This is a genomic window from Bythopirellula sp. (genome assembly GCF_041737835.1).
GTDB lineage: Bacteria > Planctomycetota > Planctomycetia > Pirellulales > Lacipirellulaceae > Bythopirellula.
In genome coordinates this window covers 214773-238202 of sequence record NZ_JBGSQY010000001.1, presented here as the reverse complement: position 1 = coordinate 238202, position 23430 = coordinate 214773, and the positions used below count along the sequence as shown (strand labels likewise).

24 protein-coding genes are annotated in these 23430 nt (G+C 55.6%); 10 read left to right on the top strand and 14 right to left on the bottom strand.

All coding sequences use genetic code 11. The features are described from left to right. Window positions 1-55 precede the first annotated feature (55 nt). A complete protein-coding gene (locus tag AC6T8Q_RS00985) occupies window positions 56-418 on the bottom strand; it encodes an STAS domain-containing protein (RefSeq protein ID WP_500677310.1) in 363 nt (120 codons plus the stop codon). 196 nt (window positions 419-614) lie between these two features. On the opposite strand from AC6T8Q_RS00985, the gene AC6T8Q_RS00980 reads away from it, so the two are divergent. From AC6T8Q_RS00980 to AC6T8Q_RS00970, 3 genes are all read left to right on the top strand, one after another. Further along, on the top strand, window positions 615-1421 hold the full coding sequence (locus tag AC6T8Q_RS00980; protein ID WP_500677309.1) for a M90 family metallopeptidase: 807 nt from the start codon (window positions 615-617) through the stop codon (window positions 1419-1421). A gap of 138 nt (window positions 1422-1559) precedes the next feature. Beyond that, complete coding sequence (locus AC6T8Q_RS00975; protein ID WP_500677308.1) at window positions 1560-2885, top strand: glycosyltransferase; 1326 nt, start codon at window positions 1560-1562, stop codon at window positions 2883-2885. A 1-nt stretch (window position 2886) separates the two neighbouring features. Further along, window positions 2887-3648 (top strand): HAD-IIB family hydrolase, encoded by a 762-nt coding sequence (locus AC6T8Q_RS00970; protein WP_500677307.1) that lies wholly within the window; start codon window positions 2887-2889, stop codon window positions 3646-3648. On the opposite strand, the gene AC6T8Q_RS00965 is transcribed toward AC6T8Q_RS00970, so the two are convergent. Next, a complete protein-coding gene (locus tag AC6T8Q_RS00965; RefSeq protein WP_500677306.1) occupies window positions 3635-4933 on the bottom strand; it encodes an amylo-alpha-1,6-glucosidase in 1299 nt (432 codons plus the stop codon). The genes AC6T8Q_RS00970 and AC6T8Q_RS00965 overlap by 14 nt on opposite strands. Window positions 4934-5065: 132 nt before the next feature. Here AC6T8Q_RS00965 and AC6T8Q_RS00960 point away from each other — a divergent pair, with 132 nt between their 5' ends. From AC6T8Q_RS00960 to AC6T8Q_RS00945, 4 genes are all read left to right on the top strand, one after another. Next, a complete protein-coding gene (locus tag AC6T8Q_RS00960; RefSeq protein WP_500677305.1) occupies window positions 5066-5593 on the top strand; it encodes a GNAT family N-acetyltransferase in 528 nt (175 codons plus the stop codon). Between the two features lie 39 nt (window positions 5594-5632). Then, window positions 5633-6796, top strand: a complete 1164-nt coding sequence (locus AC6T8Q_RS00955) for an NADH:flavin oxidoreductase/NADH oxidase (protein ID WP_500677304.1) — start codon at window positions 5633-5635, stop codon at window positions 6794-6796. 129 nt (window positions 6797-6925) lie between these two features. After that, window positions 6926-7912 (top strand): LLM class flavin-dependent oxidoreductase, encoded by a 987-nt coding sequence (locus AC6T8Q_RS00950; RefSeq protein WP_500677303.1) that lies wholly within the window; start codon window positions 6926-6928, stop codon window positions 7910-7912. A 135-nt stretch (window positions 7913-8047) separates the two neighbouring features. Further along, window positions 8048-8872 (top strand): Rieske (2Fe-2S) protein, encoded by an 825-nt coding sequence (locus AC6T8Q_RS00945; RefSeq protein WP_500677302.1) that lies wholly within the window; start codon window positions 8048-8050, stop codon window positions 8870-8872. 88 nt (window positions 8873-8960) lie between these two features. Here AC6T8Q_RS00945 and AC6T8Q_RS00940 read toward each other — a convergent pair whose 3' ends face one another. Both AC6T8Q_RS00940 and AC6T8Q_RS00935 read right to left on the bottom strand, forming a co-directional pair. Continuing rightward, a complete protein-coding gene (locus AC6T8Q_RS00940) occupies window positions 8961-9419 on the bottom strand; it encodes a hypothetical protein (RefSeq protein WP_500677301.1) in 459 nt (152 codons plus the stop codon). 29 nt (window positions 9420-9448) lie between these two features. Continuing rightward, complete coding sequence (locus tag AC6T8Q_RS00935) at window positions 9449-9859, bottom strand: hypothetical protein (protein ID WP_500677300.1); 411 nt, start codon at window positions 9857-9859, stop codon at window positions 9449-9451. A gap of 521 nt (window positions 9860-10380) precedes the next feature. Between AC6T8Q_RS00935 and AC6T8Q_RS00930 the strand changes: the two genes are divergently transcribed. After that, complete coding sequence (locus AC6T8Q_RS00930) at window positions 10381-11010, top strand: lamin tail domain-containing protein (RefSeq protein WP_496922031.1); 630 nt, start codon at window positions 10381-10383, stop codon at window positions 11008-11010. Between the two features lie 84 nt (window positions 11011-11094). Next, window positions 11095-11841, top strand: a complete 747-nt coding sequence (locus tag AC6T8Q_RS00925; RefSeq protein WP_500677299.1) for a hypothetical protein — start codon at window positions 11095-11097, stop codon at window positions 11839-11841. A gap of 65 nt (window positions 11842-11906) precedes the next feature. Here the strand turns inward: AC6T8Q_RS00925 and AC6T8Q_RS00920 are convergent, their stop codons facing one another. Together AC6T8Q_RS00920 and AC6T8Q_RS00915 are read right to left on the bottom strand one after the other, a co-directional pair. Continuing rightward, window positions 11907-12986: a DUF1559 family PulG-like putative transporter gene (locus AC6T8Q_RS00920; RefSeq protein WP_500677298.1), complete on the bottom strand. Its 1080-nt coding sequence runs from the start codon at window positions 12984-12986 to the stop codon at window positions 11907-11909. A gap of 60 nt (window positions 12987-13046) precedes the next feature. Continuing rightward, on the bottom strand, window positions 13047-14327 hold the full coding sequence (locus AC6T8Q_RS00915) for a PEP-CTERM sorting domain-containing protein (RefSeq protein WP_500677297.1): 1281 nt from the start codon (window positions 14325-14327) through the stop codon (window positions 13047-13049). 260 nt (window positions 14328-14587) lie between these two features. On the opposite strand from AC6T8Q_RS00915, the gene AC6T8Q_RS00910 reads away from it, so the two are divergent. Further along, window positions 14588-16165 carry a choice-of-anchor I family protein gene (locus tag AC6T8Q_RS00910; RefSeq protein WP_500677296.1) on the top strand — a complete coding sequence of 526 codons (1578 nt, stop codon included), beginning with the start codon at window positions 14588-14590 and terminating at the stop codon, window positions 16163-16165. On the opposite strand, the gene AC6T8Q_RS00905 is transcribed toward AC6T8Q_RS00910, so the two are convergent. The 8 genes from AC6T8Q_RS00905 to AC6T8Q_RS00870 form a co-directional block, all read right to left on the bottom strand. Then, window positions 16157-16828: an ABC transporter ATP-binding protein gene (locus AC6T8Q_RS00905; RefSeq protein ID WP_500677295.1), complete on the bottom strand. Its 672-nt coding sequence runs from the start codon at window positions 16826-16828 to the stop codon at window positions 16157-16159. The genes AC6T8Q_RS00910 and AC6T8Q_RS00905 overlap by 9 nt on opposite strands. Before the next feature lie 45 nt (window positions 16829-16873). Next, the gene (locus tag AC6T8Q_RS00900) at window positions 16874-17320 is read right to left on the bottom strand and encodes an acyl-CoA thioesterase (protein ID WP_500677294.1); all 447 of its coding nucleotides are present in this window, start codon (window positions 17318-17320) and stop codon (window positions 16874-16876) included. Window positions 17321-17380: 60 nt separating this feature from the next. Continuing rightward, entirely contained in the window at window positions 17381-17644 is a 264-nt protein-coding gene (gene rpsR / locus AC6T8Q_RS00895) for a 30S ribosomal protein S18 (RefSeq protein WP_496922024.1), read from the bottom strand. Between the two features lie 159 nt (window positions 17645-17803). Next, a complete protein-coding gene (locus AC6T8Q_RS00890) occupies window positions 17804-18493 on the bottom strand; it encodes a response regulator transcription factor (protein WP_500677293.1) in 690 nt (229 codons plus the stop codon). Between the two features lie 298 nt (window positions 18494-18791). Further along, window positions 18792-19430 (bottom strand): response regulator transcription factor, encoded by a 639-nt coding sequence (locus tag AC6T8Q_RS00885; protein ID WP_500677292.1) that lies wholly within the window; start codon window positions 19428-19430, stop codon window positions 18792-18794. Between the two features lie 11 nt (window positions 19431-19441). Continuing rightward, complete coding sequence (locus AC6T8Q_RS00880) at window positions 19442-21445, bottom strand: PAS domain S-box protein (RefSeq protein WP_500677291.1); 2004 nt, start codon at window positions 21443-21445, stop codon at window positions 19442-19444. Between the two features lie 74 nt (window positions 21446-21519). Next, the gene (locus AC6T8Q_RS00875) at window positions 21520-22836 is read right to left on the bottom strand and encodes a glycosyltransferase family 4 protein (RefSeq protein ID WP_500677290.1); all 1317 of its coding nucleotides are present in this window, start codon (window positions 22834-22836) and stop codon (window positions 21520-21522) included. A 30-nt stretch (window positions 22837-22866) separates the two neighbouring features. After that, a complete protein-coding gene (locus AC6T8Q_RS00870; RefSeq protein WP_500677358.1) occupies window positions 22867-23382 on the bottom strand; it encodes a hypothetical protein in 516 nt (171 codons plus the stop codon). Window positions 23383-23430: the final 48 nt, after the last annotated feature.

The window sequence follows — 23430 nt, the reverse complement described above, 5'->3', positions numbered from 1 at the left end:
GCCAGAGGTCAGTAGCAAAAAAATTCCTGGCCTCTGACCTCAGACCTCTCATCTCTTACTTAAAGATTCCCCATTTGTTGAACGATTTCCGCGCGGCGGCTTCGTCTTTTTCGATGTCAAACACCTTGTGCAGCTTCGTGATCTTGAAGACCTCGTAGATCTGGGGATTGATGCCGCAAAGCTTGAGCTTGGCCTTGAACTCGGTAGCCTTCTTGTTGAGCTGGATGAGCTTGCCAAGGGCCGACGAGGCCATGAAATCGACCGGCGTAAAGTCGACGATTACGCGGTCTTCGTCGGACTTGCCCAGCGCGGCGTTGATGTCGTCGAACAGTCGGGTGAGCTGCGCGGGATCAACGAGGCGATCGTCCTGTATGTGGATGGTGAGGATGCCGTCTTTGCTCGCGGTTTGAATGGCCATGGCACGGTTCGCAGGGGAAAAGTGAATGATTAGCCACCAGCATGGCATGAGTTTCGCTCGCTGGCAAGTAAAATCGTGAACCACGAAGGCACGCAGGGCACAAAGAGTGCGTGGCAGACCGTGAGATTGGCGTTATTCATTTCTCGGGGACGGATATAATCTGAAGTCTTGTTTTCGATCCCCCTGAGATGACGCCATGTTTGACTGGTTAACGAACCGCCGCCGTAAGAAGTTTTTAGCGCAACCGATTCCCGCCGAGTGGGATGCCTGGCTGCGGCTGAACGTCTGGCAGTATGGCCATCTCGACGAGCACAAGCAGCGCAAGGTCCGCGAATTCGTCTGCATCATGCTGCACGAAAAAGATTGGGTCGGCGGCAATCGGCTGATCGTGACCGACGAAATGCGGGTGACCATCGCCGGGCAAGCGGCGCTGATGACGCTGGGGTTCGAGAAGCCTTGGTACTTCGATCGGCTGCGCACGATCATCGTTTACAAAGGGGCTTATTCGGCGACGCCGGAATCGACGACCGATCTCATCATGGGCGGGTTCAATTTGCCCGAGGAACAATTTGACACGCGTTTAGGCGAATCGTGGCAGGGGGGGCCGATTGTCCTGGCCTGGCAGACGGTGATCCACGAAGGCCGCGATCCAAACTCCACTCGGTGCGTGGTGATTCACGAGTTCGCGCATCACATGGATAGCCTCGACGGCTCGACCAACGGCGCGCCGCCGATGACCGATCTGAAATTCGAAAGGCAGTGGTATCACATCACGAGCAAGGAATACGATCAACTTGTGGAACGCTCGCGGCACGGTGAACGGACGCTGCTTGATAAATACGGCGCGACCAATCACGCGGAATTTTTTGCCGTCACGTGCGAATGTTTTTTCACGCAGCCGCAGCAATTGAAACAGGAGCATAGTGATTTGTATTCAGTGCTCGTGCGGTTATTTGGGCAAGACCCGGCGGAGTGGTTAACTTCGCATCAAGTTGCGCACTGAGTGATCAAAGAAAAAAAGTTTGTGGATGTTTTTCTCGATTATCCAGGAGGAATGAAACGACACTGCCGATGAAATTTGGTATATTCTTTGCACGACCAACCAGATTAAGAATCACACCCTTAACCGTGGGAGGAAGCAATGAGCCAACCAACGCAGCGAATCATGATGATCTCAACGCATGGGTATGTGGCCGCGGAACCAGAACTTGGCAAACCGGATACCGGTGGGCAAGTCGTCTATGTTTTGGAGTTGTCGCGATGCCTAGCACAGCTGGGCTATGAAGTCGACATTCTCACCCGCCGCTTTGAAGATCAGCCACTGGAAGAAGAAGTTGACGTGCGCGTGCGCGTGCTGCGATTTCCCTGTGGAGGTAACGAATTTATCCCGAAGGAAACGCTCTGCAACAGCATTCCCGAATGGGTGCAGCGGGTGGGCAAATTCGTTGCGGCCAGCCCCGATGAATACACGTTCATCAACAGCCACTACTGGGATGCGGGTCTTGCTGGACAAGCGCTGGCTAATCGTTTTCGTATTCCCCATTTTCATACGCCACATTCGATTGGCTCGTGGAAACGCGACAACATGGATGGCGAACCCGCCGAGTTGGAAAAGAAGTACAATTTTCGGCGGCGGATTCGCGAAGAAAAGGTCGTCTATGACGAATGCGATCTGCTGATCGCCACCACGCCGGCTCAGCGCGACATCCTGACCGCAAGGGATGGGGAATACAATGTTCCCACGAATAAGGTCAAAGTGATTCCGCCGGGGTATGATGATCGACGTTTCTTCCCAGTTTCCCAGGCTTCACGGCGTTCGCTTAAACAGCAACTCGGCCTTGAAGGGCGTATTGTTTTGGCACTGGGACGGCTCGCGCAGAACAAGGGCTACGATCTATTGATTCGCGCGATGAGCGAAGTTTGTAATCGCGTTCCCGATGCCAAGCTGGTGTTAGCCGTTGGCTCAACGAGCCTGACTCCGCAAGAAGAGAAAATGCTGGCGGAGCTGAAGGGGCTCGCCCATGAGTTGGGAATCGCTAAGCAGGTGCAATTTCTAGATTACATTCCAGACGATCAATTGGCCGACTACTATCGCGCGGCGGACTTGTTCGCGCTGAGCAGTCGTTACGAACCGTTTGGCATGACAGCCGTGGAAGCGATGGCTTGTGGCACGCCGACGATTGTTACGACCGAAGGGGGCTTGTGGGAGCAAGTCACTTGGGGACGAGAAGCGCTCTTTGCCAATCCGTTTGATCCCGCGGCGTATGGTCACGCGATGTCGTTTGTGTTGCAGTACAACGCGATCTACGACCGCTTGGCAAAGTATGGCTGCCAGAAAGCACGGGCTCATTTCACTTGGACCGGCATTGCGCAACAATTGCTCAATTTGGTCGATGCAATTCCCGGCTCGAATTTGGATTTCTCTTGGAGCACTCCCTTAGAATCGGAAAGCCTTGTCGGAGAGTAGCGTGCCAGAGAATTACATGATCGCGAGTGATCTCGACGGCACTCTGTTAGGCGATGAGACGGCCTTGGAGGAGTTCGCACGATGGCTTGCGCCACAGCGAGAGCAAGTGCGCCTCGTTTATAATTCGGGGCGCTTTCCAGAATCGGTGCGCAAATCGATCGCGAAATCGGCGCTTCCTAGACCGGATGCCATCATCGGCGGGGTGGGGACGCAAATCGAAATGTTTGACTCGGGCGAACCACTGCCCGGTTGGCCCGAACATGACATTCACTGGGATGCCCGGACGATACACGAATTGCTCGGCGACGAACCACGGTTAAAGTTGCAGCCTGCACAGTTTCTTTCGCCGTACAAAGTGAGTTATTACGCAGAGCGGGCCACGATCGAAGAACTGACCGCCTGGCAGCTTAAACTTCACAGCGCGGGCACGAAAACTCACATGGTTTACAGCTCGCAGCGTGATCTCGATTTCTTGCCGTACGGTTGTGACAAAGGCACCGCCACGGCATTTCTTGCCGAGAAATGGGAATTACCCCCGGATCGTGTGATCGCTTGCGGCGATACAGGCAACGATTCGGCCATGTTCACGCAAGGGTTCCGCGGTGTTGTCGTTGGCAACGCGCTCGAGGAACTCAAGGTGCTCGACGCCCCCCACATTTATCTCGCGCAGGCAGATTTCGCGGCAGGCGTGCTCGAGGGAGTTCAGCACTGGATGTCTGTGAGCGACAGCAACTTGGCTGAGCTGTCGATTAAAAGTGCGTGATCCGGTCGGGTTCGACGTGCAAATCGTGACATGCTTTGATGAAGCTGGCCGCGCTCCAGGCCTGATATGCTTTGCCCATCGGGCGGCCTGTCTCGGCGTGATGCCATTCGTTGAACTCCCATTCGAAGCTCACGCCTTGGGAGCACAGATTGGCGAGATTCACCAGCTCGCGGCGGGCCACATCTTTGAGTCCTAATTTGTGAATGAAACGAACCCACAGCCCGCCGATGAAGGGCCAGATGCCGCCGTTGTGATAGTGATTGGGAAGGTTCAGCAAGTTGACGGCAAAATAATCACGCCATTCGGGGTCGCCCGCATGCACGGTGGGATACATATTGCGCGTCGGTCCCGGCAAGTTGACCCCCACGCCCCACAGATAGCGGAACGTTTTCATCGCGCGATCTTTGTCGGAAAGATTCGTGAGATATGCGAGCAAGTTGCCATACACGTCACAACGCCAACTGTAACCGAACGGCGAAATCTGCGCAACAAGATACTGCGCATCGCCCAATTCGTATTGCACGTCGGCAAAGCTGGGCCCGACTTTGGTGTCGTCGATGGCTGTTGAAGGCCAGAAACGACGCAGGATAATTTCCTTCACATGAATGGACCACTTGCGATAGCCTTCCGAACGCTCTGCGTTGCCCCAATGTTCTTGAATCTCTGCGAAACATTCCAAGCAGCGATGCCACAGCACTTCGTCGTAGAGCACGTGATAACTGCGTGCGAACAAATCGGTCCAGTCACCGGCTTCGGGAATCTCGAGGAGACCGCAATTATTGGCATCGAGTCCACTGAGCCAATCCATGGCTTTTTGTAGGACTTCACCATATTCATCCGCGAGCGACCAATCTTGCGCGTGACGGCAAAAGTGATACACAGCGATGATCGTCCACAACGCGCTATCAATCGAGGTGATCCCGCCAACACCGCCGTATTCGGGTTTGTTGGTGTCGATCAACACATGCGCCGGCAATTGTCCCGCGGGGGCTTGATGCGAAAGTATCGTGCGGAGTGTTTGCTCCTGACACTTGCGAATGCGTTCGTCCTCAAGGTCAAGCGTCCAGATCACGGTCTTGGCCCCATCGCGCGCCCACACCGAACGATAATTCACGTCGGTCCCGTGGACCTGATTGTCGTCGAGCGAGCAGGCCGAAAAACCGACCGGCGTGATATTCCGTTCAAGTGCTTCCTTAGCGCGGACATACCCCAACTGCAACAGGGCCTGATCGCCTAAACTGAGGTCGGCATAGTCGCTGGGATCAAACAGGATGGGTGCAGGCAAAATCAACTCCTTGTGATTGCTATAATCGTTGCAGGTTTCCCGCAAGATCGGCCCCGGGACATGGGCCTGCTTGCATGTGTGTGCAACTCTGATTCCAATAGAGTGTCACGCCAAGAGAGATCTGGAAACAATATGCTGCGCCAATACGACAATTTTAGCTTACGACCGCTGCGGCCTGAAGACGCGCAGTCGCTTGCGCAGCATGGCAACAATCATAACGTGTGGCGAAATCTTCGCGACCGTTTTCCCCATCCATTGACGCTCGCCGACACACAGCAATATATCGACAACACCTTGCGGCAATCGCCCACGAGCGTCTTTACAATCGAAGTCGATGGCAAAGCCGTGGGGGTGATTGGTCTCACGTTGGGGGAAGGGGAACGCCGTCACAGCGCCGAACTCGGCTATTGGCTCGGTGAACCTTATTGGGGCCGCGGCATTATTTCGTCGGCCGTTCGAGGGGTGACCGAATACGCGATCAAAAACCTTGGCCTCTCGCGAATCGAGTCCTACGTCTTTTCGTGGAATCCCGCATCGGCCCGCGTGCTGGAAAAGATGGGCTTTGAGCGCGAGGGGATTTTACGAAAAAGTGTCATCAAAGATGGTGTGCTGCTGGACCGTTGGCTGTACGCTTATCTAGCGAACCAGGGAGACTCATAAAGCGTATAATGCGTTTCCCACCTCACTAGGAGAAAACGTATGAGCGAGTCTTCGCGCGTTGATGCCGGCCCCTCCCACCCCTCCGCCGGTTGTGCCTCCCACGTCGATCACGACCGCACCGACACCGATATCGATCTCTTGAGCCCGCTGACGATTCGCGGTGTCACGCTGCGCAATCGGATCGCGGTCTCGCCCATGTGCCAGTACTGTGCCGTGGATGGCTTCGCCGATGATTGGCATTTGGTCCATCTAGGAAGCCGTGCCGTTGGTGGCGCGGGACTCGTAATTGTCGAAGCCACGGGAGTCAGCGCAGAAGGCCGCATCACGGCCGGTGACATGGGCATTTGGGATGAGAAACATATCGAGCCCCTCGCGCGGATCGTGCGCTTTCTTAAGCGGATGGGGGCCGCCGCGGGAATTCAACTGGCCCACGCGGGACGTAAGGCGAGCACCGACGTTCCTTGGAAAGGTGGCGCACAACTGAAAGATGGTGAAGGGGCTTGGGAAACCGTGGCGCCGAGCCCAATTCCCTTCTACGAACAGGATGTGCCGCCACGCGAACTCGATGCAGCGGGCATTCGCGAAGTGATTGCCTCGTTTCGTGCCGCAGCGGAGCGCGCGATTAAGGCGGGCTTTGACATTTTGGAAATCCACGCTGCACATGGTTACTTGCTGCATGAATTTCTGTCGCCGTTGACCAACAAACGCACCGACCAATACGGCGGCAGCTTGGAGAATCGCATGCGTTTGGTGATCGAGATTGCCACGACGCTGCGTGAATTGATGCCCAAAGAGATGCCGCTGTTCGTGCGAATCTCGGCCACGGATTGGGTCGAAGGGGGCTGGGATATCGAGCAATCGATCGCGCTGGCCAAAGAACTCAAGAAATGTGGCGTCGATTTGATTGATACCTCCAGCGGCGCGATCGTGCCGTATGCGAAGATTCCAGTTGAGAAGAATTACCAAGTGCCATTAGCAGCCGCGATTCGTACGGAAACGGGGATGATGACCGGAGCGGTGGGTTTGATAACAGAAGCAGCCCAAGCGAATGAAATTATCACCTCGGGAGCGGCCGACTTGGTGTTGTTAGCCCGCGAGATGTTGCGCGAACCGTATTGGGCAATCAAAGCGCAACAAGCACTGCACGCCGATCCGAGTTGGCCGACGCAATATGGCTATGCCGTGGTCAGACGGAGTAAGTAATTTATTTAACCACGAAGGGCACAAAGAGCACTAAGAAGACTTTTGTGAATGATTCTACCGACGCTTGAATGACAATAATTTGATCTCTATCTTTCTTCGTGCCCTTTGTGTCTTAATGGTTACCAAAAAATGGCTCAACTATCGATTCTTGATCTTGCGTTTGTGCCGGCGGGTTCGACGCCGGGGGAGGCGCTCAAGCGCTCGCTCGATCTCGCACAGCATGCCGAGCGGTGGGGATACCATCGTTTTTGGTTGGCGGAGCATCACAACATGATCGGCATCGCTAGCGCGGCGACGTCGGTCGTAATTGGCTACATCGCCGGTGGCACAAAAACGATTCGCGTCGGGGCAGGGGGTGTCATGCTCCCCAATCACGCGCCGCTGGTGATCGCGGAACAGTTCGGGACGCTCGCTTCGCTTTATCCTGGGCGGATCGATCTGGGCCTGGGGCGCGCACCAGGAACCGATCAAGAGACCGTGCGTGCTTTACGGCGCAACATCGAATCGGCCAATCGGTTCCCCAACGACGTGGTGGAACTTCAGCACTACTTTGAACCCGCCGAGCCGGGTCAAAAAGTGCAAGCCGTGCCAGGAGCAGGGCTCAAAGTGCCGCTCTGGATCTTGGGCTCGAGTCTATACGGCGCTCAACTCGCCGCGGTGTTGGGACTGCCCTATGCGTTTGCATCGCACTTTGCCCCCGCGGCGTTGATGGAAGCCATTGAACTTTATCGCCGTGAGTTTGAACCGTCGGCACAATTGGCCGAGCCTTATGTCGCGGCAGGCGTGAATGTTTTTGCAGCGGACACCGATGCTGAAGCCACACGGCTATTCACGTCGGTGCAGCAACAATTCGTGAATCTCGTCCGCGGTAAGCCGGGACAACTTCAACCGCCGATCGACGACATCGATGTCTATTGGTCCCCTGCCGAAGAAGCGCAAGCGTCGTCGATGCTTAGTTGCTCGTTCGTTGGTTCCACGGAGACCGTTCGATCCGGCCTGCACCAATTCATCGCACGCACCGGCGTGGACGAATTGATCGTTGCGTCGGCTTTCTACGACCACAACGCAAGGTTGCGATCGTACGAACTTCTCGCCAGCCTCGCCGTGGGCATCTGATTTGCACTCGTCCTAGCTCGGCCGGTTCAGGGACGAACCGGTTTACGGCGCCCAATGTCTCCTGGTTGTCCGGCTGGCACATTGCTTTGATGCCGCTCAACGACAGGTCCATCAATTTGAGATAGAAAGCCTGCCATGCGTAGCAAAGCCAATTTTATGACGCACCCTATTCATCCGATGATGGTAGGGTTCCCAATTGCTTTTTCCACGGCCGCGCCACTCGCGGATTTGGCGGGGCTGATGGGGGATTGGCCGAGCTTACTCACCGTGGGGGCGTATTCGAGCATCGCCGCCGTGGTCACGGGCATTGCCGCGAGTGTGCCGGGGTTCATCGACTACGTGACGGTCGTGCCGCCGAATAGTTCAGCCAAAACGCGCGCCACTTATCACATGATCGTGAATCTTGTGGCGCTGGCGATCATGGCGGCGGGCTGGGCGTTTCGCGATTGGCAAACCTTCGAGCCCAGGCCACTAGCCGTCGTGCTGGAATTCGCTTCGATCGGCGTGATGACCGTCGGTGGTTGGATGGGTGGAACGCTCGTCTATCGCAATCAGATCGGTGTGGATCATCGTTACGCAGAATCGGGGAAATGGCGCGAGGAGCATGTGGAAGTTGACGGCGACGGCTATGCCAAGGTTGAGGGAGTGAAGGAACTCGTTGTCGACCAGATGATTCTCGTTCATACGGATGGCAAACGAATCGTGCTGGCTCGCACCGAAGAAGGTCTTACGGCCTTCGACGACGCTTGCACTCATAAAGGAGGTTCTCTCGCGGGGGGAATGATGGCCTGCGGCACGGTGATGTGCCCTTGGCACGGCTCGCAGTTCGACGTGAACGACGGTTCGGTGCAAGCGGGACCAGCGAAAAAAGCAATTTCGTGTTATGAAGTCGAGGAAGTAGGCGATAAGGCGACGATTAGCGTTAAGAAGTCGCGGAAGAAGGCGAAAGCGAGTTACTAGCGAAGAGCTGAGAGAAAAGAGCCAGTATGAAATGGGTCTCGACTTTCAATACGTAGGCAAACTAGATCGTTCGGTCGCCTAGGCTCTCTCAGGATGACTGACTGGTTTGCAGTCGCTCCAGTGCTTGTGCCGGTTCGAGATTAAAAATAGCGCGGCCGTCGCTTTGCCATTTGTTTTCGCGATAAACGAACACTGCCGTTACGTAGCGAATATCGCCGACGGCTTCGACTTCTTCCATGTCCCCGCCGGGGATGGCTGCGAAGCCAATCGTTGCTCCCGACAGACCGTAAATCTCGCCGGTCGTATGGTCGGTTGCGAACAGCGGCTCGCCCTGCAGCTCGCAGCTTTTCCAAATCAATCCGCGCGGCTTGCCTGTGGCGTTGGCCGCAGCCAGAAAGATGTTGCTCAAACCCTTCGCTTGGTGGGGAAATGCGTCGATCGCACGCTGATAAAGCGCTTGGTGCCGCGTGCGTCGCCGACCTCGCCAAGCGAGTGCCAGGGCGAGCGCGACGGCCAACCCCACGAGCACTGCGACAAAAATTTTCATAACGCGGCTGACTTCTGGGGCGCTGACTTCTAAGGCAACATCTCGAGTTGCGGCGGCTCGGCCGATTCCGGCAGCGGTAAGATGCTTTCTTCGGTGAGATTCTGGGGCTCGTCGCGCATGATCTGCGAACGGCCATATTCGCCCGTTCCGAGGATTTGGTCAAGTTGCGCGTGGCAACCGGGCCCCGCGCAGCCGTGGAAACTTTCCATTGGCAGGGGGCAGTTCGTGCAGCCGCAGACATGAACGCGGCGCTGCATCCGCGGGGGATGGCAATCCTTGTTGCAGATCATGGGGACATGATGCCCTGGGCCGTAGCCAAGCCCGCAGAATTGGGGCATCGTGCTGGGGATATGATAAAGCCCCAGCGATTGCCCAACAGCCTCTTGGGCAAACAAAGCCATGCAGGCCATCGAGCAAGCGTAGAGTGTGCGGAGTATCATCGCCGTCATCCGTGAGGGGTGATATCAAGTATTACTAGCATCGAACCGCGCGGCTGTGAGACATAACTCTGCAAGTCGGTGAAAAGCTGGCTGGCCACGAATCAACACTTCGCCAAGCGGTGCAATCGGTATGACCGGTAGCGTGGCACGAAGTTTTGAGCACGGTAGCGGGATCGGCTGCCGAGGGCCGGTTAACGGCGTCGGTCGCGGAATCTTAATAATTCATTAACACAAAAATGGGGCTTTTTGCGGGGTTAGTAAAAGATTCTGACTATTCGCTCAAGTCACACACGTTCTTCACCTTTTCTTCACTCCGACCCCCTAAGCTGCTCGCAGTTGGACTGAGGGAGATGCAAGGCCGTGTGCGGTTTGCGTTTTTCGGGGCAGATCATTGACTCTCAACATTGATGGACCGCGGCGCACCCAGCAAGCCTCCCGCTTGGTAACGGCGCTCGGTCTTGCATTCCCCTCAGTCGCGTAGAAATTTGTTTCTCGATTCACACCAATAGGAGCGAAAGCTAATGAAGAAGCTATTTTGTGCAGCAGCCATGCTGCTCTGTTTGGCCGGTCAGGCCATGGGCCAAGTCCGTATTTCCGAGTGGATGTACAATGGCTCGGAATTCATCGAATTGACCAATTTTGGTCCTTCCGCCGTGGATTTCACTGGTTGGAGCTTTGACGACGACAGCCGTACCCCCGGTACGACCAGCCTCTCGGACTTTGGCAGCGTCGCGGTAGGCGAATCCGTGATTCTGGCCGAAGCCTTGGCCAGCACATTTCGTGCTGACTGGGGATTGCCCGCCTCCGTGAAAGTGATCGGTGGCAATGCCGCCAACTTGGGGCGCAATGACGAAATCAATATCTACGATAACTTCAACGCCTTGGTCGATCGCTTGACCTACGGCGATGTGAACATTGCTGGTTCGATCCGCACTGATGCCGCCAGCGGCAATCCCAGCAGCGATGCCCTCTTGGGTGCAAATAATGTTTTGGGCTGGCAATTGTCGACCCTCGGCGATGACTTTGGCAGCTTCGAAAATGCCAATGGCTTGTTCGGAAACCCCGGTTCCTATCCGACCGCCGTTCCCGAGCCCACCACCGTGGCGTTGATGCTTTGCTCGTTGGCTGGCCTAGGCTTAGTGCGCCGCTAGTCAACTGACTCTCTGTTTAATTTCGAGCCTCGGCCATCATGGGATTGATGGCCGAGGTTTTTTCTTGCCAGGAGATATTGAACTATGTCGCGAATATTGGCCGGTCTCATGTTGTGCGTGCTAAGCGGCTTACCGGCACAAGCCAGCACGTTTGTGTTCAGCAACGCCAACCCAAGCGGGCTCAATGGCCTCGCCGGTGGAAATGTGGCGGATCCCGAAGTCATGGTTTCATTCAGCGCGGGCCCAGGATTGGCAATCTTTGCCACCGACGCGGGGCGGCTCGGTGTTGATTCTCGCCCCAATCCCGGAGTGACCGATCCGTTCCCCAATCGGCTCAACCTGATGGGTGGCACGGCCGCGGGGCAGGGGGAATCGCTCAGCTTTTCGTTCAACCGCACGGGATATTTGGACAAACTCTATTTCGACGGTATGAAAGACGAAACGCTTGAGCATTTCACGCTGACGCTCCCGAACGGCTCGGTGCGAACGATTTTCGATTTCGAGGCCGAGTTTCGCCTGAACTTTCAGGGCTTCGATACCGAGGATGTGGGCGTACCTAATTTTGTGATGGCCGACGACGCCACGGACGATATTTCGGGCTTGGGGATTCCCTTTCGCCCGGGTCAGGTGTTTACGCTAACCTATGGACAAATCGATTACGCCACGCTGCTGCCTGGCTATGTTCCCATGAATAGCCAAGGAATTCCCACGGGCGATATCGCCAATGGGGCACGGTTTGAGGGCTTGAGCGTGACGCTCGTGCCTGAGCCTGGGACGCTCGTGATACTGGTCGGTTTGCTAGGATTAACAACCGGAAGAACAAAGCGATAGAAGCAAACTAAGAAACGCCCAGGGATTGCAATCCCTGGGCGTTATGTTGATTCTCACGCAGCCTTTTATTCAATGACCAGCTCACCGCCGTCGCGGGTGCAAAGGGCGATGTAGACGTCGCGTTCGGTGTCGTCGCGTAAATACTGCACCGAGCCGTCGCATCGCAATGTCTGCAAGCCACCGGGATGATCGGAGAAAAACTCTTCGTAGGCGAATTGAAATTTTTCGGGAGGATTCACGGCCGAAACCCATTGTCCGCAATACTGTTTCCCCACAGCCGGATCGGGGTCGAGCTTCACGCGGCTCACATTCTTTTCGCTTGCCCAAGCGCCAGAAAATTCGTCGGTCATCGGCGTATTTTCGCCGTTGCAGTTGATTTGCTCTTCCGCACCACGACCACTCGATTCAGCCACCATCATCGTGTAGGTCGTGCCGTCGATGATGTGCTTCATCTTCACCACGGGTGCCGAACACGTTGGCGTAGCACCGGGACAAGGCGTGGGATTGGCATCGAGCCGCATGAGAATTCCACGGCCGGGCTTGTAAGCCAGGAAGTTGCCCTCTTCTTTGTCATACGCAATGCCCGAAGTCTTATTGATGATTCCTTCATCGGGGCCGGGAATGCCCATGTAGTCGATGCAACCAAGTCCGTTGCCATTGTGATCTCCGGCCGACCCTGGATCAGGCAATCCCGTGAGTCGACCATCCTGGCCACGATAAAGTTGACGACGGCTCACGCTCGGGCACAAATACGTATCGATCACGGCGTTAGTCGGCCCCGAAAAGTCCGGCTGATTGTTGGGTGACTCGGTCACGCTAAACTTCATATCAATGCGATCAAAAACATTCTGCTGCTCGATGTAGGGAAGGTGCCACACAGGCCAAGCGAGAGCCCGTTTCACCGAGAGTCCTGCAGGCTTGAATTGTCCCGGAGGGAAAGTCTTTTTGGAGCTTTCGTAGTTGAGCATACCCAAGCCGATTTGCTTGAGATTGTTCATGCACTGCGAACGGCGGGCCGCTTCGCGCGCCGCTTGGATGGCCGGGAGCAACAAAGCCACGAGCACCCCAATAATCGCAATCACCACCAACAACTCGACCAACGTGAACGCCGCGGGGTGGCGTGTCTTCGCGCTCAATTGACGCATCGATTTTGCTTCCTAGCAGTAAGACGGAAATGATTTAAACTATTGCTATATCGGGCCGGATTAATCGCGGGCTCGGCGAACACAGAACAATCCACCAACGAGTAGCAACGCCAGCGTCGATGGTTCTGGCACGGCTGCAAAGCCTGACAAAGCCCCCGCACCATAAGCGGCTTGCCAGATCGCCAGGTCAGCACTGTTGACCACGCGATCGCCGTTGGCGTCGCCATGACGACGATTGGCAAACCGTGGAAAACCAAAGGTATTCAGGCCAAAGCCTGCGTTGCGTTGCCAGTGCAGGAAATCTCGGCCATTGACTTTGCCATCGAAGACGTATTCCTCGCCGTTGTAGACTGCATTGAAATCGCCATCAGCGATGAATAAATTCTCCGAACCTAGTGTGTCTGTCATAATCGTGGCATAAGGGACACCTTGGTTCGATTCGACAAACTGATTCACAGTGTTAATACCGTGGGGAGTCGCGGATTGACGGAAATCATCGGGCCCGTCATAGCCTGCGCCCGACGTGCCGGGTTCGTTGGTGAGATTCGAAACGTGCCAGTCACCGGCTTCATTGCCCGTGCTGTTGCCCCAACGTGCGAGGTATTCAATTTCAAAACCGACGTCGACAAACGTGGCCCCAGGGGCAACATTGCCACCCGCGGTCGGAGTGCCGGGGCTGAAATTCACAGGAGCATAGAGATAACCATTGATGTCGCTCGATTCGCCGTTGAAGCCGATCGAATCGAGGATCGTCCAGTTTTGCGTATAAATGTTGTCGTCGAGAATCTTGTCGTCGTTGGCATCAAGATCGATTAAATTGGGAGTGGTGATCGCAGGCTTGGAGGCCGTGCCGCCATTGTTCTTGATCAACAGAAACGTGCCGCCGCTGTTTTCAATGATGCCGTCGTTGTTTTCGTCGCTGAAACCAACCGAGCTTTGTGCCCCCGAGCCCCAAGTCGCCCCCGTGGCCGTATTGATTTGGTTATTGGAGAGTGGGTTGAGATTGTTGAACGGACTGCCCGCTTGGCGTAACGTCAAGAAACCGTTCGATCCGAAAAACGGATCACTCAGGCTGCCCAAGTCGAAAAAAGCCTCGATTTGCCCAGGATTAGCTGTGGCGCTGACTTCGTTTTCAAGAATCACCAAGTAGTGATCAGCGAGCGAAGCTCCCGGCGTGCCCCGAAGCTCGATGTATTCGTGAGTGCTATCAAATGAGCTTGGTGGATCGAGATAGATCTCGTTGATCCACATTTGCGCGGAAACGCTTGCCGCAGATAACAGCAATATTGTGGTGATAGCAAAGAGTTGTGAAAGCCGCCGAAATAGGTCACAACAGTGCATGGATTCTCGTCCCTTGTTGGTTGGTCAGTGGTGTGAGTCGTGAGAAAAATGCATGCTGCCCAATGCATTTGGCCATGATCTTACCGGCGGCATGTTAAGAGACAACCGCCGTTTGAAGAGTTCACCAAACGTTAATATTGGCTTCACGAGTTGCTAACAGATTCCTAACAATTGTGGGTGAACGTATGTGAATTCTTACCCAATCCCTCCCCTTTGCTTGCCGCAACCTTGGTTTGCGTCCTCGAAATCTTTGAAACAACATGCTTGACAACTTGCTGCGTATTTTTCTTGGGACCGTTTTCTTTGTCTTCACGGCAACGACCCAGGCCGATGAGAATTTTGGATTCGCTTGGCGTTACTCTGCCCCCAGCGGCGCGTGCGAAATTGCCGCGTATTCGGCAGCAACCGGAAAGTTGTTCGTCACCGTCGGTGGCGGCGTCGATGTGGTGTCGGCGGCCAGCGGGACGCGCCAGGGCGAGATTGCGATTCCCACCGGCTTTCATGCCACGAGTGTGGCCTGCACGGGAGATGTGATTGCCGTTGCTTGGGCTGCGGACGACAAACGCGAGCGCGGGCAGGTGACGGTTTACAACGCTAAGGACCTCAAAGAACTTGCGACCCACCAAGCGGGCTACTTGCCCGATATGATCGTCTTTACACCGGATGGCGAAACATTGCTCGCCGCGAATGAAGGGGAGCCCACCGATGACTATTCGTTTGATCCCGAAGCATCGATCTCGGTGATTATCAAAAATGACGACTGGAAATCGGCTAATGTTCGCGAGGCGAAGTTCGACAAATTCAATTCCCAGAAAAAAGAGCTACGCGCGGCGGGAGTCCATCTGTTCGGATCGAACAACGCGAGCGTGGCGCAAGATGTCGAGCCGGAATACATCGCGATCAGCAGCGATGCAAAAACCGCCTGGATCACTTTGCAAGAGAATAATGCAATCGCCGAGCTGGATATCCGCGATAGGGACATCACGGCGATCCATTCGCTGGGGCTCAAGAGTTTTCGTTCTTTGGGCGGGGTAGGGGAGGCCAAGTTGGTTTCACATACCAGTTCCACCGGACTCGACGTGAGCGATCAAGATGGCGGGGTGCGTATTCGGCATTGGCCGATTTGGACCATGTACCAACCCGACGGGATTGCGACATTTGAGCAAGGAGAAGATCGCTATCTCGTGACGGCGAACGAAGGCGATCCGCGCGACTATTACGACTTTCACGAAGCGATTCCGGTCAGCGAACTCGAGAAAGCAGGCATTAAACTCGACCCGGCCAATCCCGCACGACGGCTCACCGGCAACGATCAACTGGGCCGCTGGGAGGTTTCACGCTGGGCGGGCGACACGGATGGCGACGGCGATTTGGATCGACTCGTTGGCTTTGGCGGACGGTCATTTTCTATTTGGCGACGAACCGATGAGGGACTCGAACTCGTGTTCGACAGTGGCAGTGATATCGAACAAACGATTGCCCAAGTCGCGCCGGATTTGTTCAACGTCGACAGCCAACTTGATAGTCCCATTGATGTCCGCAGCCCGATCCGTGGGCCTGAACCCGAGAATCTGGTGGTGTTTGAAATCGGGCGGCGGCGCTTTACCGTCGTGGGGCTCGAGCGGACCGGCGGCGCGCTCGTCTACGAGATTTCTGATCCGGCAGCACCAGCATTTGTGGAATACATTGCCCCGCACGAAAGCGGCGGCAAGCGTGACCTCGCCCCCGAAGGCTTACTGTACATACCCAGCGAAAATGCGCCCGATGGCAAGCCGCTGCTGATTCTCTCCAACGAAGGAAGCGGCACGCTGACGGCTTATGAAGTCGGCCTAAAGTAACACACCGTCGGCGATTTTCATCCGCCGTTGCATTTGGCTGCCCAGTTGTTCGCTGTGGGTCACGACCACCAGCATCGAATTTTGTTCGGCTTGCAATTCCAACAGCAACCGTGTGATTTCCTCGGCGGTTTTCGCATCCAGATTGCCGGTCGGTTCATCCGCCAGGACCAACGCTGGTTTGCGAACTAAGGCCCTCGCGATAGCGACTCGCTGGCGTTCCCCGCCGGAAAGTTGCGCGGGCCGATGCAGCAACCGTTCCGCCAACCCTACGCGGCCAATCAAAGCCGTCGCCGCATCGATCTCTGCTTTGCCAGCCGAGCCGTCGGCCAAAAACGGCACCAATACGTTTTCTAGCACCGTGCATTGTGGCAGCAGGTGGTGATCTTGAAACACAAAGCCGATTTGCCGACTGCGAAACTTAGCGAGTTCCGGCTCGGCAAGTTGAAACGGATCGACGTCACCTATCGCGAACTTGCCGGATGTGGGCTGATCCAATGTGCCGAGGATGGCCAAGAGCGTACTCTTGCCCGAACCGCTCGGACCCAGGATCGCGACGTTTTCGCCCGACAATAACCGCAGCGAGGCATCGCTCAGCACTTGCAGGGCTTGATCTGCGGTCGTGGGATACGATTTGGCCAGATGATCGGCAACGAGTGATGTCATGCAACTATTGTGACACCCGTGCGTCGTGAGGCCAAGCTCGCTCGATCAGGCGACAAATGGCTTGAGCTTCGCGGCCACGTCGGCGGGAATCGACACGGATTCCAGGGGCTGCCCGGGAATGACGCGGCAGCAGACGCAAGTGATCTGCCCCGTGGCCACTTCACGGCCTGCGATCTGGAAATCGAAATCGTAGGTGATGCTCTTGGATCCTAACCGCGAAACCACGATTGCGATCTCAAGGATATCTTCGCAACGCGCCGGCGATCGGAATTGGCAAGAAGTTGCTACCCGTGGGAAGCTGAGCATCTCGCCATCGACCGTGGTGTGAACGCTCAAGCCGAGAGATCGCAGCAGCTCATGCTCCGCCGATTCCATGTAATGGAAGAATGAGGCGAAGTGCATGATCCCGGCCATGTCCGTATCGTGAAACTCAACGAGTCGCGTTGTACGGAAAGGCTCGGCCATGATGGGATGATCCTTACGAGTTGACATCCTTCAGCGGGACCGAGCGCGGCAAGTCATGCGCGGAACCAAATGAGGTTCCGTCGTCGATCAGCTGCCTTCGTAAGGCATGAGGGCCATGAAGCGGGCCCGCTTGACCGCTTTCGAGACGGCGTGCTGGCTCGTGGCTTGGCAACCGGTCTTACGACGGCTGACAATCCGGCCATGACGATTGGTCAACTTGCTGAGCAAATCCAGATCCTTGTAATCGACGAACATCGGACGTGGGCGAACGCCATCGATGCAAATGGGATCCTTTTTGGCAATCTTCTTATTGCTGCTGCTGCTGTTGCTCTTGCGCTTGTTGTTATACATAGATTCTTTTGGATCGCCGCTCGGCGATCAGGACAGTGAAGGGATAGACGCGGGCCCAAGCCCGCAGCGTAGCCCTGTATTCTAGCAATTTCGCGCACCCTCGCAAGCGGGCTGCGAAGGGTCTGAAGTCGGCGAAAATGCAGGAAACATCGGGCTGTACTAGCAGACAACGCGTTCAAACGGCAGGCGGAGCCATTGATCTTGGGCTTCCGGCTTGGGGATCAGGCCATGCTCGTATTCGGTGATCATTCGGGCAAGCTGGGCCACGGACTCTGCTTGCATGACTTCAAACACCCGGCGGCGACGGTTTTCGACCGTGCGGAGGCTTACCTCTAGCCGCTTGGCGATGGAGCGATTTTTTACACCTTCCATCATCAACTTGAGGACTTCGCGATCTTGTTGGGCGAGTTTCTTGAGGCGCTTTTCGAGCGAATTGAGATGACGGCGGCGGAAATGCTCGAGCTCGCTCCGTTGGACGCCTTCCTGAACGAAACTCCACAACTCTTCATCTTTGAAAGGTTTCTCGAGCACGGCGATTGCACCGCTGCGGAGCGTGTTGACAGTGATGCGGGTTTCGGCGTATGCGGTCAGCAGGATCACCGACAGCCCAATCCCGCGATCCAATAGTCGACGGTGGACTTCCATACCGTCGATGCCGGGCATCCGCAAATCGAGAATTGCACATCCGGATTGCGATTCATCGACGCTGGTCAAAAACTCTTCGGGGGATTGGAACGACTTGACCTGAAATCCAAACGAATAAATCAATTCAGAAATGGTTTGGCAAGCTTGGGGATCGTCGTCGACGACATAAACGATCGAGCTGCTGTTAGAATTCATCTCACTCATGGTAGTATCAGGCCTCTTCTCGATAGCGCGTAATTGCCCATTCCCGTATTCCAGACAGGAGTGCCGCTGTTCACATGCGTGACTCATAGGGTCAGCGCTCGGCACCACGCCTTATTCCTCAATTATTCGGCAATCACGCAATTTTCAGGTATCCGCACTAGCCGATAAGGCCCTGCGGACTTCCACAGCCGAATTCTCTCAAGCGATACGCGAGCAACGCGTAAGTGAGATAATTGCTCGCAAAACAGATGAAAAATAAATTAATGCTGTGGCGCCCTGGGGCGACAGCTTTAAGAAGCTACGCGAGATTGGGAACGATGCCCATCGCGACAGCCATGCGTACTAGCTCGGCCAAGGAATCGGCTGACATTTTTTGAAATACCTTCTGTCGATGATTTTCCACAGTGCGAATGCTGCAATCGAGCTTTCGGGCAATCACCTTGTTGGCATCACCGGCAATCATCAAATCGAGGACTTCGCGTTCCTTGGGGGTCAGCTCTTCTAAGCGCTGCTTGAGAGTGCTGCGCTGTTGTTCGAGATCGTAGTTCTCGCGATCGGTGGCCAAGCCGCGACGCACGGCGTCCCAGAGCTCGTCGTCGTTGCAAGGTTTCTCCATAAGCGTGAGCGCGCCGTTGCGCATCGCGCGCACGGTCGTGGGTGTGGTCGCGAATGCCGTCAACACGATCACCGACATCGAGTGTCCTAGCTCGACCAAGCGCTCTTGAAGTTCGAGCCCACTCATCCCCAGCATGCGCACGTCGGTGACCAGACACGCGGGGCGGCGGCCATCGTAGGCCGTCAAGAAATCTTCCGCGGAAGGAAAGCTTTCGCAGCCGACTCCCATGGCCTCAACTAAGGCCATCACGGCTTTGCGGATTTGCTCGTCATCGTCAACGATATAGACGACGGCCTCTTCACCGACGGAGGGGGTGCTCATATTTTTATAAGTTACCTTACGACCAAAGGCAGTCGCAAGGTGAAGGTCATTCCGCCCTCGGGGTTCTTGCGAGCCTCGACTTCCGCATTCAACGACTCCGCTATAGTCTTGCAAATTGACAGGCCCATACCAAGCCCTTCTTGCTTGGTTGTGTAAAAAGCATCAAATAAACGCTCGACGTCCTCTTTTTCCGTGCCAATTCCGTTGTCAACGACCTCAACCAGGATGCAATCGCTTTCTTGCCGGGTAACGATCACCACCCGCCAGTCGGAGCGTTCCCCCTTGGGCATGGCTTCATAGGCATTCCCCAGCAGATGGACAAGAATCTGCTGGATTTGCACCCGGTCACCGTTCCAAGTTGGCAGATTCTCCGCCAGTTCAAACGTCAGCTTCACCCCCGCACGTCGGGTTTCGTAGCTCATCACGTCGGCAACTTCACGGACCACCTCGTTGATGTTGAGCGGGTCGATTTTGGTCGGCTTGTTGGTCGTGAACGAACGCAAATGGCGAATGATCGTCGCCGTACGGGTGACGGCGTTGGAAATCTCGCGAGTGCAGTCGATCGCCGTGGCGACGCCACGTTCGGTGCCCATTTCCAAATTTCGCCGGGCGGCCTCCGAGAAAAGCTGTGCCGCGTGCAAAGGTTGGTGAATCTCGTGGGCGATGCCGGCGATCAATTCGCCCATAATGGCCAGCCGTGACATGCGCTTAAGGTGTTCTTCACGCTCAAGGACCAACTCTTCCACAGCCTTGAGCTCGGTCACGTCGCGTCCGACCGATTGATAACCTTTGGATCGGCCATGTTCGTCAAAGATCGCACGGTTGGTCCACTGGTTCCAGCCAATCGAACCATCGGCCCGAACGACTCGATGTTCGATCGTGATTGCTGGATTCTCAGGAGATAGACTTTCAATCTCGGCTCGTACACGCGCGCGGTCTTCTTCGTAAATTAAAGGAAGAAACGATTGGCCAATTAATTCGCCATACGGCTTCTTCATATAGCGGCAGTAGGCTTCGTTGACGAACGTAAATTTCCCCCCGGGGAGCCAACGGCAGATAAACTCGGTTTGATCTTCGACGACATTCCGATAGCGGGATTCGCTTTCTATGAGTCGTTCGTTGCTGGCCACCAACTCGGCGGTGCGCTGCACGACGCGCTCTTCGAGTTCATCCTTCAGTCGCTGCAGCTCACGGGAATTTTTTGTGAACTCGGTGATGTCCTTGGCAATACCTTCCATCGAGACGTAGCGCCCGTCAGACGAAAAGATGGGGCGCTGTTGAATTTCCACGATGTGAATATTGCCGAGGGCGTCGGGAAGTTCGACCGTGAATTTGTGAAAGCGGATGCCCCGATCGAGTTCGCCGCGTACTTCTTCGGCGCGATCCCGGCCCACGAAATTCTCTCCGATCACTTCTCGCCAATTTTTGCCCGTAATCTCTTCCGATTTATAACCGAGAACTCGGTAAATCGACGGGCTCACGTAGGTCAACTGGCCAGTGGGAAGATTTGTAAAGATGATGTAATCTTCGCCCAACTCTTCGACCAAACGGCGATACTTTCGCTCGCTTTCACGAATGGCCAGATCGCTCTTAATGTAGTGGGTCAAATCGTAGGCCACCCCTGCGCGACCCACAACCTCGCCCGACCCATTGGTGAGTGTCTTTTCGTTGATCTCCAAATACGCGCTCTCGCCATCCGCGCGCCGAGCGATGGAAAGTCGCCGCGTGACATTGGCCGCATCAGGCGTTTGGCTGATGAACTCAGTTAATGACGCCCGGGCGGGGTTTTCGTCGTCGCAATACTCCTTGATACTGCGGCCGATCATCTCCTCGGGGGCATAGCCGAGCAGCTTCTGCGACGACGGGCTCATGAACGTTATCGTTCCCGCGGCGTCGGTTTGAAAGTGGAGACAGGTCTCGGCCAGCAGTTCCAACGCCAACGTGCGCGCGGCATCAGCTCCCGCTGTCGCGGGGGAATGATTCTGCGAAATCTGTTGAGAAGAATCGAACGACAAGAGCGCACTCCCTGCGACAAGTGGCTTTCACCCAGAAAAAACCCTTATGCGTGTTGTACACTGGGGACGGCCTTTCAGCTACCAGCATCACGGGAAGTCCCCAGAAGGGTGCGGTAAAGATGCAAAGTTTGGGTAGCCATCGCCGAGGCGTGATAGCGCTGGTGTACCGCAAGTTTACCCTGCTGGCCGAGCAATCGCGCGGAGCTTGCGTTCTGGAGAAGGTCGGCAAGCTTGGCGGCCAGGTCAGCCGCATTGTGTGGTTCAAAGAGAACACCCCCTTGTGTGCCCGCGACGATTTCGGGAAACGAACCGTGTGCGGGCAACACGACGGGAATCCCATTGGCCAAAGCCTCCAAGGCCGGCAATCCCTTACTTTCCCGATAAATCGTGGGGGTACTAAATAAATTCAGCGATTGTAGAAACTCGATCTTTTGCTGGCGGTCGGGTTCGCCGTGATAGTGAAATTTGCCTGCTAACTTGCCGTGCGACACGCGGCGCTCGATTTCCCGCAAGTACGGTTGATCGCTGGCTCCTAAATAACCGGCGGCATGTATCTCAAACTCAGGAACATCAGATCGGCCGGCAAGCAACTCCCCCGCTTCGACCAACAAATGCAATCCCTTATCTGCACAAATGCGTGCTAGATACCCAATCCGCCGAGGGGTGTCGTCAGAATGAGCATTTGTTTGCGGTTCGCCGTGGCCCTCGAGATTGAGGCCGTGCGGGATCACGAAAACTTTATCGCGCGCTACGTCGAGATATTCGCTCATGAAATCGGCGAAATAATTGTTAAGAGCCACAAAAGCATGCACATCACATGCACGTTCACGCAACAAGTCGCGAGCTTGCTCGTTGTGGGGGGATTTCAACTTTTCTAGAAAGATGTCTTCGCCCGACAATGAGCAAACCACGGGCGGCCCGCAGCGCTCGGCGATCAGCCGTGCCAGCCCCAGCATCATCGAGTTGGAAAGATGCACCACGTCTGGCTTCACTTCGTCGAGCAGCCAATCGACCAGTTTTTCTAATTCCTTGCGTTGGTTGCCCTCTTCACCTCGCAGCATGGAAACGGTGAGATCTCCCAACTCGGCGGGGTCGACGCTGCTGGCCCGGCCGGTCACGGCATTCAACAACGCCGGATGATCGAGCCATTTGTCGAACCAGCGGGGCGTGCGGCGGAACAGGGCCCACTTCTGCTGCAAATAAACATTGATCCCACCGAAAAAGACCCGCGGCTGGCTGACGTTTTGTTCGTCGGTGCGAAGGGGCGTATAGATCGGTACGAGAATGACATCTTCGCCCTGACGCAAAAGTTCCGCGGCAAGCGTGTTGTCGTGCAAACAACTGCCGCAATACATGCCCGCGGCACCGGCGGCTAGATAAGCAATTTTCACGGGCGGGTCGGCAGGCAAGAGGTGTCGGAATTAAAGCGTCACGATTTCCAACAATTCTACCGCGGGGACCTTGTCGACGAGAATCCGTGCCGTCCGGCCAAAGCAAACCGCTCCCCGTTCGAGTTTCAATTGTCTTCGCAACTCAGGCCCCGCTGCCACCCGCCACAACCCTAACAGCTCGACTTCGCGAAGCAAATGGTGACGAATCATGATCCGCCCCAGCGGCAAGGCTTGCGATTCAATTTCGAGTTTGACGATCTCCGGCAAGTCGGCCAGATTGATCCGCATGATTCCAAATTGCACGGGCATACCGTCACGCTGCAGAGCAAGCACGATCCGGCGGGCATAGTGATCCCCTTTGCGACTCTCTTGCAACACGTGAACTTCGACCAAGCTATTGTGCCAGGCTTCAACCGTGACGGTCATGTGATCGTCATGAGCCAGCAGTGCTTTGTATTGATCGGGAAGATCACCGACGGCGACTTCCTCGAACAAGCCCACCTCGGCCGACGTAGGATAGAAAATATTACACAGTTCCTTGATCATGTCGCTCACAGGCATATCGCTCGCTGGGCACCGTGAATTGAAAGGCTA

Bases quoted from the DNA above. Each gene is read 5' to 3' on its own strand.
- AC6T8Q_RS00985 (WP_500677310.1), bottom strand. From the start codon at position 418: ATGGCCATTCAAACCGCGAGCAAAGACGGCATCCTCACCATCCACATA.
- AC6T8Q_RS00980 (WP_500677309.1), top strand. From the start codon at position 615: ATGTTTGACTGGTTAACGAACCGCCGCCGTAAGAAGTTTTTAGCGCAA.
- AC6T8Q_RS00975 (WP_500677308.1), top strand. From the start codon at position 1,560: ATGAGCCAACCAACGCAGCGAATCATGATGATCTCAACGCATGGGTAT.
- AC6T8Q_RS00960 (WP_500677305.1), top strand. From the start codon at position 5,066: ATGCTGCGCCAATACGACAATTTTAGCTTACGACCGCTGCGGCCTGAA.
- AC6T8Q_RS00955 (WP_500677304.1), top strand. From the start codon at position 5,633: ATGAGCGAGTCTTCGCGCGTTGATGCCGGCCCCTCCCACCCCTCCGCC.
- AC6T8Q_RS00950 (WP_500677303.1), top strand. From the start codon at position 6,926: ATGGCTCAACTATCGATTCTTGATCTTGCGTTTGTGCCGGCGGGTTCG.
- AC6T8Q_RS00945 (WP_500677302.1), top strand. From the start codon at position 8,048: ATGCGTAGCAAAGCCAATTTTATGACGCACCCTATTCATCCGATGATG.
- AC6T8Q_RS00940 (WP_500677301.1), bottom strand. From the start codon at position 9,419: ATGAAAATTTTTGTCGCAGTGCTCGTGGGGTTGGCCGTCGCGCTCGCC.
- AC6T8Q_RS00935 (WP_500677300.1), bottom strand. From the start codon at position 9,859: ATGATACTCCGCACACTCTACGCTTGCTCGATGGCCTGCATGGCTTTG.
- AC6T8Q_RS00930 (WP_496922031.1), top strand. From the start codon at position 10,381: ATGAAGAAGCTATTTTGTGCAGCAGCCATGCTGCTCTGTTTGGCCGGT.
- AC6T8Q_RS00925 (WP_500677299.1), top strand. From the start codon at position 11,095: ATGTCGCGAATATTGGCCGGTCTCATGTTGTGCGTGCTAAGCGGCTTA.
- AC6T8Q_RS00920 (WP_500677298.1), bottom strand. From the start codon at position 12,986: ATGCGTCAATTGAGCGCGAAGACACGCCACCCCGCGGCGTTCACGTTG.
- AC6T8Q_RS00915 (WP_500677297.1), bottom strand. From the start codon at position 14,327: ATGCACTGTTGTGACCTATTTCGGCGGCTTTCACAACTCTTTGCTATC.
- AC6T8Q_RS00910 (WP_500677296.1), top strand. From the start codon at position 14,588: ATGCTTGACAACTTGCTGCGTATTTTTCTTGGGACCGTTTTCTTTGTC.
- AC6T8Q_RS00905 (WP_500677295.1), bottom strand. From the start codon at position 16,828: ATGACATCACTCGTTGCCGATCATCTGGCCAAATCGTATCCCACGACC.
- AC6T8Q_RS00900 (WP_500677294.1), bottom strand. From the start codon at position 17,320: ATGTCAACTCGTAAGGATCATCCCATCATGGCCGAGCCTTTCCGTACA.
- rpsR (WP_496922024.1), bottom strand. From the start codon at position 17,644: ATGTATAACAACAAGCGCAAGAGCAACAGCAGCAGCAGCAATAAGAAG.
- AC6T8Q_RS00890 (WP_500677293.1), bottom strand. From the start codon at position 18,493: ATGAGTGAGATGAATTCTAACAGCAGCTCGATCGTTTATGTCGTCGAC.
- AC6T8Q_RS00885 (WP_500677292.1), bottom strand. From the start codon at position 19,430: ATGAGCACCCCCTCCGTCGGTGAAGAGGCCGTCGTCTATATCGTTGAC.
- AC6T8Q_RS00870 (WP_500677358.1), bottom strand. From the start codon at position 23,382: ATGATCAAGGAACTGTGTAATATTTTCTATCCTACGTCGGCCGAGGTG.